The 13,130-nt window shown below is 28.3% G+C and carries 16 protein-coding genes; 3 read left to right on the top strand and 13 right to left on the bottom strand.

Going from position 1 to position 13,130, the window contains the following annotated elements:
* Positions 1-39: 39 nt before the first annotated feature.
* Positions 40-507 carry a cytochrome c gene (locus tag Q0X98_RS06930; protein ID WP_297682412.1) on the bottom strand — a complete coding sequence of 156 codons (468 nt, stop codon included), beginning with the start codon at positions 505-507 and terminating at the stop codon, positions 40-42.
* Here Q0X98_RS06930 and Q0X98_RS06925 point away from each other — a divergent pair.
* The gene (locus tag Q0X98_RS06925; protein WP_297682410.1) at positions 502-1,029 is read left to right on the top strand and encodes a cytochrome b/b6 domain-containing protein; all 528 of its coding nucleotides are present in this window, start codon (positions 502-504) and stop codon (positions 1,027-1,029) included. The two genes, Q0X98_RS06930 and Q0X98_RS06925, sit on opposite strands and share 6 nt — an antisense overlap.
* On the opposite strand, the gene Q0X98_RS06920 is transcribed toward Q0X98_RS06925, so the two are convergent.
* On the bottom strand, positions 1,030-1,740 hold the full coding sequence (locus Q0X98_RS06920; protein WP_297682408.1) for a class I SAM-dependent methyltransferase: 711 nt from the start codon (positions 1,738-1,740) through the stop codon (positions 1,030-1,032).
* Between the two features lie 56 nt (positions 1,741-1,796).
* On the opposite strand from Q0X98_RS06920, the gene Q0X98_RS06915 reads away from it, so the two are divergent.
* Positions 1,797-3,113, top strand: coding sequence for an MATE family efflux transporter (locus Q0X98_RS06915; RefSeq protein WP_297682406.1), 1,317 nt, complete (start codon positions 1,797-1,799; stop codon positions 3,111-3,113).
* Here the strand turns inward: Q0X98_RS06915 and Q0X98_RS06910 are convergent.
* Together Q0X98_RS06910 and Q0X98_RS06905 are read right to left on the bottom strand one after the other, a co-directional pair.
* Positions 3,093-4,283: an MFS transporter gene (locus Q0X98_RS06910; RefSeq protein WP_297682404.1), complete on the bottom strand. Its 1,191-nt coding sequence runs from the start codon at positions 4,281-4,283 to the stop codon at positions 3,093-3,095. The genes Q0X98_RS06915 and Q0X98_RS06910 overlap by 21 nt on opposite strands.
* Before the next feature lie 24 nt (positions 4,284-4,307).
* On the bottom strand, positions 4,308-4,745 hold the full coding sequence (locus tag Q0X98_RS06905; protein WP_297682402.1) for a DUF4396 domain-containing protein: 438 nt from the start codon (positions 4,743-4,745) through the stop codon (positions 4,308-4,310).
* A 25-nt stretch (positions 4,746-4,770) separates the two neighbouring features.
* Here Q0X98_RS06905 and Q0X98_RS06900 point away from each other — a divergent pair, with 25 nt between their 5' ends.
* The gene (locus tag Q0X98_RS06900) at positions 4,771-5,454 is read left to right on the top strand and encodes an MBL fold metallo-hydrolase (RefSeq protein ID WP_297682400.1); all 684 of its coding nucleotides are present in this window, start codon (positions 4,771-4,773) and stop codon (positions 5,452-5,454) included.
* On the opposite strand, the gene Q0X98_RS06895 is transcribed toward Q0X98_RS06900, so the two are convergent.
* The 9 genes from Q0X98_RS06895 to folE all read right to left on the bottom strand — a co-directional run bounded on the left by Q0X98_RS06895 (position 5,447) and on the right by folE (position 13,088).
* On the bottom strand, positions 5,447-5,764 hold the full coding sequence (locus tag Q0X98_RS06895; RefSeq protein WP_297682398.1) for an AzlD domain-containing protein: 318 nt from the start codon (positions 5,762-5,764) through the stop codon (positions 5,447-5,449). The genes Q0X98_RS06900 and Q0X98_RS06895 overlap by 8 nt on opposite strands.
* A complete protein-coding gene (locus tag Q0X98_RS06890; protein WP_297682396.1) occupies positions 5,761-6,447 on the bottom strand; it encodes an AzlC family ABC transporter permease in 687 nt (228 codons plus the stop codon). The genes Q0X98_RS06895 and Q0X98_RS06890 overlap by 4 nt, the downstream gene beginning before the upstream one ends.
* A gap of 12 nt (positions 6,448-6,459) precedes the next feature.
* Complete coding sequence (locus tag Q0X98_RS06885; protein ID WP_297682394.1) at positions 6,460-7,518, bottom strand: ABC transporter ATP-binding protein; 1,059 nt, start codon at positions 7,516-7,518, stop codon at positions 6,460-6,462.
* A gap of 7 nt (positions 7,519-7,525) precedes the next feature.
* Positions 7,526-9,145 carry an iron ABC transporter permease gene (locus Q0X98_RS06880; RefSeq protein WP_297682392.1) on the bottom strand — a complete coding sequence of 540 codons (1,620 nt, stop codon included), beginning with the start codon at positions 9,143-9,145 and terminating at the stop codon, positions 7,526-7,528.
* Positions 9,146-9,222: 77 nt separating this feature from the next.
* Positions 9,223-9,417: a hypothetical protein gene (locus tag Q0X98_RS06875; protein WP_297682390.1), complete on the bottom strand. Its 195-nt coding sequence runs from the start codon at positions 9,415-9,417 to the stop codon at positions 9,223-9,225.
* A gap of 6 nt (positions 9,418-9,423) precedes the next feature.
* Complete coding sequence (locus Q0X98_RS06870; RefSeq protein WP_297682388.1) at positions 9,424-10,443, bottom strand: extracellular solute-binding protein; 1,020 nt, start codon at positions 10,441-10,443, stop codon at positions 9,424-9,426.
* 137 nt (positions 10,444-10,580) lie between these two features.
* Complete coding sequence (locus Q0X98_RS06865; protein WP_297682386.1) at positions 10,581-11,468, bottom strand: LysR family transcriptional regulator; 888 nt, start codon at positions 11,466-11,468, stop codon at positions 10,581-10,583.
* Complete coding sequence (locus tag Q0X98_RS06860; protein WP_297682384.1) at positions 11,468-12,469, bottom strand: MDR family oxidoreductase; 1,002 nt, start codon at positions 12,467-12,469, stop codon at positions 11,468-11,470. The genes Q0X98_RS06865 and Q0X98_RS06860 overlap by 1 nt, the downstream gene beginning before the upstream one ends.
* A gap of 1 nt (position 12,470) precedes the next feature.
* The gene (folE, locus tag Q0X98_RS06855) at positions 12,471-13,088 is read right to left on the bottom strand and encodes a GTP cyclohydrolase I FolE (protein WP_297682382.1); all 618 of its coding nucleotides are present in this window, start codon (positions 13,086-13,088) and stop codon (positions 12,471-12,473) included.
* Positions 13,089-13,130: the final 42 nt, after the last annotated feature.

Genomic DNA, 13,130 nt, shown 5'->3' with positions numbered 1-13,130 from the left:
AAATTCTTATTGAGTCATTTTTAATTTTTGTAAAAAAAATTAATGTTCTTCTCTATACTTTGAATGACAGGCTTTACAATTGCCCCACATTAGTTTTCCTAATGTACCTCTAATATCTTCAGAGTTATCAATAATTGAAGCCAATTCGATCATGTCGTTAGAAGATTTTTCCATTAAGGAATTAAATTTATCTTTCTCTTCCCATATTAAAGGTGTTACTTCAGTTTTAAATCCTTCCTTAGTATTTTCAGGAAACAACTCAATTAAGGTTATATAATTTTCACTCATTTCTAACATTAGTTTCTTTGCATCATCAAATTCACCTTTTGAAGACAAAGATTGAACTTTTTTAGCTGTACTATAGTTTTTGCTGAATAAAGCTTTTCTATTTTTTATAATTTCCTCAGCTGATTGTTCTGAATTCGCGTGAGTGCTAATAAGTATTGAAACTATTAGAAATAAACTAATTCCAATATTCTTAACAATATGTTTAATTGAACTATGCACGTTAGGAATACTTTAACAGAGTATGGTTTAATTTCAAAATTATTACATTGGGTAAGTGCTCTACTACTCTTTGCACAAATTCCTCTTGGATTTTATTTAGTAGATTTAGAGTTTGGAATTGAAAGAATAAATTTAGAAAATATTCATATCACCATTGGTTTGTCTATATTTTACCTAGTAATTTTAAGGTTACTTTATAAGTCATTAAATCCAACTCCTAAGCTTGGACCAAGTGTGTTTACAGGTCAAAAATTTTTAGCCAAATTAAATCATGTGTTATTGTATGTGACAATTCTATCAATCACTATATCAGGGATTTTAAAAAAATTATTTAATGGTGAGATGCTGACAATCTTTTATAAAAAAATTCAAATTCAAGACAATTTTGAGTTAGGTGAATTATTTTATGACATTCATGTTATTTCGAACTATGTACTAATAGGTCTGATTATAATTCATATACTTGCGGTAATTGTTCATAAATTATTTTTTGATGACAATTTATTGAAGAGAATGCTTTAATTATTTTTTGATAATAAAAGCAATTAATCTATCTTTAAATTTTAATACTTTTCCATAATCTTTTTTAATTTCATTTAAACCTTCATTTATTTGTTTATTAGAAAAATTAAGCAAAGTGGAAATATATCTTTTTTTGATCATTTGAAGGTATTTTGTTTTTAAAATTTTCACATCAAAAGTGAATTTTTTAATAACAAACTTATTTTGATTTTTTAAGATTAAATTGAACAGTTTTTCATCTTTTTTTAATGAAATATTCAGCTTTTTGTTCATTAGTTGAAATGTGGGTATTTCATTTTTGTTAGGATTTAAACTTAAAATGATAATTTTTCCATTGGGATTAAGTTTATTTTTACAAATAGATAAAAGTTTTATGGCTTGTTTTTTTTTCAATAAATGAATTGTTTGTTTTATTAAGATTAAATCAAAAGTAATTTTTGTTTTTGATACATAAGATAGTGCATCAATTTTTTTAAAAATTATCTTTTTACTTTTGTCTTTATGGTTTTCTATATCTAGGCCGACAGGTTTATCGAGTAATCTTAATTTGTTAGATAAATTTTCTAAAATTTTCCCTCTACCACAACCAATATCTAGAATTCTAGAATTTCTATTAAGTTTTACTTGTTTTAATATAAATCTATTAAAAAATTTAATGTATTTTTGTGATGATAACCAAGTTTTATTATCCCAGTTTTTTAAAGGGCCCATACAATATATTTAATTCATTAGTAAATTTATTTAAATAAAGTATTAAAGTTAGACTAATGCAAAAATCTTCAATCAAGTACATCTTAAAGTTATCAATACCCATATTCTTTGCCAATCTAGCAGTTCCAATGGTTGGTATTATAGACACTGCTTTAATGGGAAATTTAGGTAACTTATCTTACCTTTCAGCTACATCCGTTGCAGCAAATCTATTTTCAATGATTTTTTGGAGTTTTGGATTTTTAAGAATGGGTACAGTTGGAATGGTATCTCAGGCAAATGGAAGAAATAATTATTCAGAAATCTTAAATATTGTTATTCGAAATATTCTATTTGTTACGTTAATTTCAATAATAATAATCTTACTTCAAAATTTTATATTAAATTTAAGCTTAAAGATTTTTGATTTATCTGAAACTACTAGAGACCTTTATGAGCAATATTTTAGAATTAGAGTTTATTCAGCACCAGGGGAATTAACACTATACATCATAACTGGATTATTTGTTGGATTACAAAAAACTAAGATTTCTAGCTTTGCTGTTGGTTTTTTCTCTTTATTAAATATTTTAGTAAGTATTGTTCTTGTCACAATATTTGATCTTAATATTAAAGGGGTTGCTTATGGAACTTTATTCTCAGCATTAATTACTTCATCAATTTTTTTGATTTATATGTTTTACTATTTATCAAAACATACAAAAATCAAAATTAATTTGAAGCAAATATTAAATTTTAGTAAAATTAAAAATATATTTAATATTAACTTAAATATTTTTATTAGAACGATTTTATTAACTTTTTCTTTTTTATGGTTTACTTATCTTGGTACTCAAATTGGGGAAGACTATGTTGCGGCAAACGCTATATTAATAAATCTTGTTTTTTTATCTGCTTTTATACTGGATGCTTATGCATTTTCTACTGAAGGAATAGTTGGATATTCATTAGGTAAAAAAGATCTAAGTCTTTTTAAAAATATTGTTAAAAATTCATTTATATTAAGCTCTATATCTGGATTAATAATTTCAATAATCTACTTTTTTGCATATGAGCATGTAATAAATCTTATGTCTGACTTAGAAGAGATAAGAGAGCTAAGCTCATCCTATGTAATTTGGTTAATCATTTTGCCTTTAATCTCATCTTTTTGCTATCAATTTGACGGCATCTTTATTGGTGCTTCTCAAACTAAGGAATTAAGAAATGCAATGGTGTTTTCAGTTTTGAGTTATTTAATAATTTCAATAATTTTAACAAAATTACTTTTTAATACTGGGATCTGGATTTCACTTTGTATCTTTATGATTTTAAGAGCTATTTCTCTTTTTTACTATTTAGATAAAATCTACCTAAGATTTAGAAAAAGCTAATTTTTTTTGATATATATCTGATCTTATCGAAACTAATATAATCAATATAACTAGAGGAATGCATGCTAAATTAATTTCATTCCAGCTAAATTTTAAAATTGAATAACCTGCAGTAAGACTTGCTATGGACTGTATTGAAAAAACTAATACGTCATTAAAACCTTGTACTTTAAATTTCTCACTTTCTTTGTAACAGAGTACCAACAAACTAGTTCCTCCTATAAATAAAAAATTCCATCCAATACCTAATAATACAAGTGCGATTAAATAATTTATGAATGTTTGATCATAAAAACTTAAAAGGATACAAATTAAATAAATTAAAGCTCCAGAATAAATTATTTTAGAATGTCCATATTTTTTTATTAATGTTCCTGTAATCAAAGATGGTAAAAACATTCCTATTATATGGGATTGAATAACAATGCTAGTTGAGCCTAATGTAAATCCATGCATTTTATACATACTAATTGGAGTTGCAGTCATAATGAATGACATTATTGAATATGCAAACGCAGCGGTAACAATTGCTTGAAGAATTATTGGGTTTTTCAATAACTCGAAATATGATCTTTGATTGCCATTGGCGCTCTCTTTAGGTTTTGGATTCTTGTCTGTTCTGTAAAAGAATAATAAAAAAACTGGTATAATAGTTAGTACAGCTAAAGAAATATAAGATCCTGTGTAAAGATGATCTGAAATTATATCTTTTGTAAAGTTTGCAACATTAGGACCTATTAAAGCCGAAAGAATTGTTGCAAGTAACAATATAGAAATAGCTCTAGAGCTTTCATTTTTGTTAACTGTTTCTGCTGCTGCAAATCTATACTGATGGGTAAAAGCAATCCCAGTACCAATTACAAAACACGAAATACAAAACAGAACAAAATTTTCTGTATAAATTGAATAAGCACCAAGTAGTGATGCTAAACTCGAGTATGTTGATGATAATATAAAACCTTTTTTTCTTCCAATTTTACTCATTATTTTTGCGGCAAAAAATGAAAATACAGCTGTACCAACAATTGATAACGATGTTGGAAGTGTTGCTAATGAAGCTATTGGAGAAATTTTTAACCCAACAATCCCACTTATAAAAACTGTAATTGGTGGTGCCGTAAATGAAAAAACTTGGCAAATAGTTAATATAATTAAATTTTTATTAAGCATTAGTTTAATATTTTTTTTGTAATGTTAGTGGCAAGCAATTCCAAATTTTTTCAATCGCCAATAGTTATATGGCCATGGTGTCAAAAAACCTACAAATAACATAATTGGTATAACCCACCAAGTTAACATGGCTCCACCTGTTAAGAGATAGTCTGTTAAATTCATTGCAACTTCCATACTAATCATTGAAATAAAGCTCATCCCCATTGCTGTTTTTAAAGCATTTCTAAAATCAAAGTTTTGCTTCATAAGTATAATTGTTTCTAAAATTATACTTGTAATTAATCCATTGATAATTGCTAATGTCATAATTCCTAAAACTGGAAATGGAATTTTTGTTAATTGAAAAAATAATATTGTTCCAAAATCACCTATAGAACAACCCACAACACACCATAAAGTATTTTTTGCACTCGTTTTCCAAGTGTGTTTGCAAGACCAATCAAATGTAGAGTAGTTCATAATTATTTGATACTAATAATGTTAAATGATTTTTAAACAAGTATTTGACAAAAAAACTTCTACTTATACTTATCTAATTGCTTCGGCAAAAGGTCGCGAAGCTGTAATAATTGATCCAGTTTTAGAAAATGTTAGTGAGTATATTCAACTGTTAAGAGATCTTGATCTAAAACTTGTAAAAGTCATTGATACTCACATTCATGCAGATCATGTTACTGGCGCGTCAAAGTTAAAACAAGCTACAAACTGCACAACTCTCATGGGAGAACATACACCTGCTGATGCAGTTGAAATTAAAGTAAAAGATAATGAATTAATTCATATTGATAGTTTAAAAATTAAATCATTATATACACCAGGGCATACCTCAGATAGTTACAGTTTTTTATTAGATAATTATCTTTTTTCAGGAGATACGCTGCTAATAAACGGAACTGGTAGAACAGATTTTCAAAATGGAAGCTCTAAAGATGCTTATAACTCTTTATTCAATAATCTTTTAAAATTACCAGAAGAAACATTGGTTTATCCAGGTCATGATTACAATGGTAAGTTTTCAAGTACAATTGGTAATGAAAAAAAATTTAATCCAAGACTCCAGGTTAAAAGTGTTGATGAGTATATTGAAATTATGTCAAACCTTAATCTATCAAAGCCTGAAATGATAGATATTAACGTAAGTAGAAATATACAATTAGGTGCTAACTAAATACAACAAAAATTAAAAACCAATAAGAAATCAATCCAGATAAAATAGTTGCGATAATATTTTTTGAAAAATAACCAACAATAATTGCAACAATAGCTCCAAAAATTTTAGGATCATTCATTTCTATAAATGCCCCATAATCATTGATAAAAATTGCTGGAAATATTATTGCAGGAAATACTGCTGAAGGAACATATTCCAATACTGCTTTAATTTTATCTCCAAGCATTTCTCTATCAACTAAAGCAATCATAGTCATTCTAGTCAAATAAGTTAATATTCCTGCAATGATAATTGACGCCCAGGTCATTTTTTTAACCTCGTTATTAATGAAGCTACAAAAAGTGCAATGACTGGAGCAATAATTATGTAAGACTTAAATGGTGCATCAAAAAATAATAAAGAACTTAAGCCACAAGTGATCATAACAATTAAATGATCAATCTTTTTTAAATCTTGTACAACAATTGCTATAAAGGTAAGTGGTATTGTAAATTTTAATCCAAGTTCTGCTGGAACAAATGAACCTAAAATAATTCCTGATAATGTTGAAATTTGCCAACAAACCCACATCGTACATCCTGTTCCAATCAGATGATAATGTAAGTGCTGCTCATTTTTATTTTTTTTAAAAAATTTATTAGACTCGGCAAATCCTTGATCTACAACTAAATAAGAAATCAATAACTTTTTAATTAATGACAGTTTCTCAAGGTACTCAGATAAAACTGCACCATATAATAAGTGTCTTGAATTAATAATTCCAACAGATGTAACTGCAACTAAACTAGATGCCCCTCCTGAAAGTACCTGCAGAAATACAATTTGTGAAGCTCCTCCAAAAATAATAAATGACATTGCATAGACTAAATATGGGCTAAAGCCAAGTTCAACTCCAATTGCACCACAAATAATACCAAAAGGAATTACGGATAACATGTGTGGAGAAATATCTATCATCCCCTTGGTAAATAATTGTTTTTTTGAAAGCATCTGCTTCTTTTATTAAAAACAAACTATGTGATCAATATTAATTGGTCTCTTAATACCAAATTTTTCATCAACTTCATGTTGATGCATATGATGAGAGTGTACAAAAACTGGTATCAATAAATTGCTACCAGTCTTTAAAGTGTAGATAAAGTTGGTACCTCTAAATTTTCTATCTACAACCTCTAGCTTCAAATTACTCTGATCATCATGCTCAAGATCTTCTGGCTGTAATAATAATTGAACATCAGAACCTTTTGGATAATGTTTGGTGAAATTCCCATTTATAGTTCCAAGATCTATATTTTCTAAACTATTTTCACCTGTAACTTTTGCTGGAATTAAAATCCCTCTATTTAAAAAATTCACTACTTCTACAGAATTTGGAAAATGATAAACATTATAAGGGTCATCATATTGTTTTAATTGGCTATCTAAAATTATTCCACATTTGCTTCCAAGATAAAACGCCTCATAAGAATCGTGTGTAACTATAATAGTAGTAATTTTTAAATCAGTTAAAACTTGTTTTAGTTTAACTTGAATTTCTTCTTTAAAACTTTGATCCACATTTGATAGAGGCTCATCTAACAAAAGTAAATCTGGTTTAGATAGTAATGCTCTTGCTAACGCTGCTCTTTGAGCTTCTCCAGAACTAATTTGATGAGGAAATTTATCTTTGACATGATCTAAATGAAGAAATTGAATAACTTCATTAATGGTTAAACTTTTTTTCTTTTTCTTATTTCTTTCTGCTCCAAATTGAATATTTTGAAGTACATTGTAGTGTGGGAATAATGAGTTATCCTGAAATGCTAGAGAAATATTTCTGTTCTCAGGTTCAACATGCACATCTTTAGAAGATAAAGTTTTATTTTTTAGAGAAATTCTTCCTGATTGAATTTTTTCTAAACCAGCTATAGTTCTTAATATAGTTGTCTTACCAATACCTGATGGGCCCAGCAGACAAACAATATCTCCTTCATTCTCTATATTAAGCGTAACATTATTGACTTTATTTTTATCACTAGCAGCAAAAGTAACATTTTCGATTTCTAAAAAGTTTTGTGCCATAAATCAATTAATCCTTAAGAATATATCTAGATGTAATTAAAATAAAGAAACTTGCAATAAGAATAAGAAATAACGAGGGAGCTGCAGCAGCTTCTAATAAATCTTGAGAAGCATAAATATAGGCTTGAGTTGCAAAAGTTTCAAAATTAAACGGTCTCATTATTAATGTTATGGGTAACTCTTTAATAATTTCGATAGAGATCAAAATGCCAATCAATAGAATAGAGTTTTTTAAATAAGGTATATGAATATTCTTAAAAGTTTTGAATTTTGAGTAACCAAGTAAATAAGCACTTTCATCAATTGAATAACTTATTTTTAAATAACCTGATTTAATTCCATTATTTGCAAGTGAATAAAACCTTATAAAATAAACTATAACCAGACCTAAAATGGATCCAATAAAAATTGATTTTATATTTTTTAGATCGAAGAAACTAATAATGTTTTTATCAAACCAAGAGATAAAAGTAATAAATGCTACAGCTAAAATGATCCCAGGAATAGCATAACCTGATATTGAAAAAGTAGTTAAGATTTCTAAAAATTTACTTTTAGACAATCTATTTCCATAATTAGAAATAAAGGCAAAACTAATTAAAACAATACTTGATAATAAAACTAAGATTATCGTATTGGAAAATAAATTAATTAGATCTAAATCAATTAAATGCTTTGGAAAAATAATTGTCCAGTAAAGCATTTGAAGAACAGGAAATAAAAAACTTACGAAAAAAATTAAAAAACAAAAAGAAAAAGCTAATAAAGATTTATAACCTCTTAAAGTAGTTAATGATTTCTTTTTAAATCCCCCTTTGGTTGGAGAATGATATTGAGCTTTTCTTCTAGATAGATTTTCCAATACAAACAATCCAAGTATAAAAATTAACAGATAAAAAGATAGCTGATTTGCTAAAGCAAGATCGTCAAATGAAATCCAAGCATTATAAATTCCAGTAGTTAGAGTGGATATTCCAAAGAATGATACTGCACCAAAATCAGATAAAGTTTCCATTGCAACAAGTGATAATCCGGCAACTATCGCAGGTCTTGCAGAGGGTAAAATTATTTTAAAAAATGATTTTTGTTTACTAAAACCAAGATTTCTTCCAAGTTCTATTAAATTTTGAGATTGATAGTGGAAAGAAGCTCGTGTTAGCACATAGACATACCCAAATAATGAAAACGAAATTGCAACTATCGCTCCAAACATTCCATCAAACTTTGGTATTTGGGAGTTATAATCACCATCTCCAAATAGATTTTTTAAAATTGAAAAGGCTGTTCCATAATTTTCAAAAAAAGCTGTTAATGAATAAGCGTAAATGTAAGCTGGCACTGCAAAAGATAGGATTAATGCCCATTTAAAAAAATTTGATCCTGTAAACTTATAAAAGGAAACTAAGTAAGCACTCGATACTCCAATTATAAAAGTTAAAAATAATACCCCAGACAAAAGAGTTAAAGAATTAAATATATAATCGTAAAGAAATGTATTCTTGATAATAGAAGAATATTCACCAGTGCTATCAAAAAAGCTAGAAAATACAGTAACAATTGGTATTGCTACAGCAACTGAAATTAAAAAAGAACTTAAATACCAAATATTTATTTTTTTTAAATACACATTTACCCTTTGTTATTTAGTGAACATAATTAATAGAAGGGTAAAGACTATTAAATTATGTTCACTTTTTTTGAAAATTAATCCACTTCGTTAAAAACACTTATGAGACGATCAATCTCTTCGTTTTTAATATCAGATAATTTTCTATTATTTATTTTAATTTCAATTTTTTTACATTCATTTGCACATGGTTCACATGTTATCTGACCCACTTGTGAACCACTTGCATTAGAAGAATTATTGTTATCAAAATTAAATAAATTTTTTTTCATTATTAATTACTTCCACTTAGCAGCTAGCATACACTCCAACGCTATTGCTTGATTTTTTCCGTAATTAATAACTTTAGTATTCAAATCTTGTTTAAATCCAAGACCCATCTGTTTAACTAAATCATGCGGCTCAATACCTTCAATCATTGGATACTCAAATGTATTATTCACAATATGCTCTTGCGCTTCTTTAGTTAATAAAAACTCAAGAAGTTTTTTTGCATTTTCTGGATTTGGTGAATTTTTTAAAACTCCACCTCCGCTAATATTCATATGAGTTCCTCTATCACCTTGATTTGGAAAAAATGGTAATACTTTTTTAGCAGCCGCTTGTTGTTCTGCTCCTTTTTTTCCAGACAACATTAATGCCAAGTAATAAGTATTAGCTACAGCTAAATCAGCTTCCCCTGCTGCAACTGCTAATATTTGAGCTCTGTCATTTCCTTTTGAGTCTCTCGCCATATTAGCAACAACACCTTTTGACCACTCACAAGTAGCTTTTTTTCCATTATGTTTAACCAATGAAGCAACAAGTGATTGATTATAAATATTATTGGATTTTCTTATAACAACTCTGCCTTTCCATTTAGGGTCGGCAAGACCTTCGTAAGTCATTCCATTTAACTCATTTGCATTAACTCTTTCTGGTGAGTAATACATAATTCTTGCTCTCTTAGCTATTCCAGTCCAGTTTTTTGATCTAAAGTTTTTTGGAACAGCGGCCTTGATAGTTGAAGTCATTGAATTTTGAAACATTCCTTTAGCATCAAATGCACCTAATCTTCCTGCATCTGCTGTAATATAAATGTCTGCTTTAGAGTCCGCGCCCTCTTCTGTTATTCTTTTTTGTAAAGCTTTATCTTTTCCCGATACAACGTTTACTTTAATGCCTGTTTTTTCAGTAAATTTTTTATAAAGTTGAATGTCTGAATCGTAATGTCTTGCGCTAAATACATTTACTTCAGCTGCAAAACTTAAATTGGTAAAGAATGTTAAAAACATTGCCAATATAGTTATTTTTTTCATTTTATCCTTTTCCTTACCCTTATTGATTTGCGACTGAGAATTATTCTCATTGCGAATGATTATCAATCGCATATATTGTCGCAGTTGTAAAGCCTTTTTAAGTATCTGTGATGTTGACTTAGTTAGATTGGAAAACTTTATTTCCAGTCACCAATTTTACTGAACAAGAAGTTTCTGAAAGCTTGAACTCTTGCAGTATTTTTAAGTGATTGAGGATACACAAAATGCGCCTCAGTAATTGGACCTTCTGATTTAGGTAAAACTTTAATAACGTTAGATGAATTAGATACTAAGTACTCAGGTAGTGCAGCAAGCCCCACCCCAGACTCCACAGCTAAAAGCAAACCCATAACACTATTTACTTTCATAACAGTTTTTCTTTTTTTACCATCATGCATTCCAAGTTTTAATGCCCAATCTGGATTATAAACTGGAGAAGGAGCACCTTTTCCAAAAGAAATAAAATTATGTTTATTTAAATCAGCAATCGTTTTTGGCATTCCAAATTTTTCTAAATACTTATTAGATCCATAAACATAATATTTAATATCAACTAATTTTTTTTGAATATAATTTAATTGTTTTGGTCTTCTCATAAAAATACCAATATCAGCTTGTCTAGTACTTAAATCTAATTCTTTGTCATCAAATACTAATTCAATTTCTATTTCAGAATTTAATCTCATAAACTCTTGAATTCTAGGTGTTAACCAGTGTGTACCAAAACTTCTAACCGTTGTGATTGTTAATTTTCCAGTTGGTTTATTTTTTTGATCACCTAAAGATGTTTCTACTTCTTTTAATTTAGCAATAACTTCATGAGCTGTTTTAAATACATATTCTCCATTCTCTGTAAGAGTTAAACCTCTTGCATGTCTTTCAAAAAGTTGAACTTTTAAATCTTGTTCTAGTGCTTGAATTTGCCGACTAATAGCAGATTGGCTTAGATTTAGATTGACTGTTGCATTAGTAAAACTGCCTGCTTCAGCTACTGCATGAAAAATTTTTAATTTATCCCAATCCATTATTTATTTAAATCAACTATAACTCTGCCAGAAATTTCACCTTTTAAAATTTTTGGATAAGTTTCTATTAATTCTTCTAAACTAACTGTTAAAATTGATTTTTCGAGTAAATCAAAATCAATTAATTTTGAAGCTTCTGACCATATAAATTCTCTTCTTTTAATACTACAATTTGCAGAGTCCATTCCCCAAAGTTTAATTCCTCTCAACATAAAAGGTATAACACTTGTATTTAATTCATTATTATTTGCATTCCCACAAACTGCAATAATACCACTCGGTTTTGTTTGAACTATTGCGTTTGCTAAAATTTTTCCACCCACAGTATCAACAACACCGTCCCACAAACCTTTATCAATTAACCTTGGGTCTTTGTCAAATTCAGACCTATTTACAACAGTTTTAGCACCTAATGATTTTAAGTAATCAGCTTTAGAATCTTTTCCTGTAACAGCGGTTACATTGTAACCTAGTTTAGTTAATGCCATAACCGCAACACTTCCTACTCCACCAGTAGCACCGGTGACTAAAACATCATTAACTTTTTCACCTAATAAAATACTTTCTCTTGCTTGAATTGCAAAAGCACTCATTAAAGAAGTAAAGCCAGCAGTACCTAATATCATTGCTTGTTTGCTTGTAAGATCTTTTGGTTTTTTAACTAAAAAATCTGCATTAACTTTTGCTATTTGTGAGTATCCCCCAAAGAAAACTTCCCCAACTCTAAAGCCGGTTAGAATTACCTCGTCACCTTCTTTAAATTTTGAATTTTCACTTTCTATAACTGTACCTGAAAAATCTATACCTGGGATATGTGGAAATTCTTTAACTAATCTTCCACCATTCTTTAGAATCATTCCATCTTTAAAATTTAGATCTGAATAATCTACTTTAATAGTTACATCGCCATGTTTTAAAAAACTTTTATCTACAGACTTTACTTCTCTAGTAAAATTATCACCTTCTTGATTGATAATTAATGCTTTGAATTGATCTGACACTTTAATCTTTTGTGATACTTATGAATCTTAAATATCTATTTTGAAAACTTAGATCTTCTTTAAATTGTCCTAAATAGTAGTTTGTAACAGTCGAAGCTTGTTCTTTTTTAATTCCTCTCATTGTCATACATTGGTGAGTTGAGTCAATCGTTACAGCTACACCTTTTGCGTCTAATGATTCCATTAATGTCTTAGCAACTTGCATTGTTAGTCTTTCTTGTGTTTGTAACCTTTTTGAAAATACTTCCACAACTCTAGCAAGTTTACTTAATCCAACAACTCTTTCTTTTGGAATATATGCTACATGAGCTTTACCTATAATTGGTGCCATGTGATGTTCACAATGACTTTGGATAGAAATGTTTTTTTGTATGACCATGTCATCATAACCATCTACATCTCCAAAAGTTTTATCTAAAATTTTACTTGGATCAATTTTATAGCCTGCAAAATATTCTTTATATGCTTTCATAACTCTTTTAGGAGTTTCTAATAAACCTTCTCTGTTAGGATCTTCTCCCAACCAAGTTAAAATAGTTTTAAATGCTTCTTCAGCTTCTTTGTCAGAAACTTTACTTGCATCTAATGTTTTATTATCTGTGTCTTTAACTAATTTCATAACGCCTTTTTATATAGTAAATACTTAATTTTAAAATATTTA

Source organism: uncultured Candidatus Pelagibacter sp. (assembly GCF_943788075.1).
Lineage (GTDB): Bacteria > Pseudomonadota > Alphaproteobacteria > Pelagibacterales > Pelagibacteraceae > Pelagibacter.
This window is presented reverse-complemented; position numbering and strand designations above follow the sequence as displayed.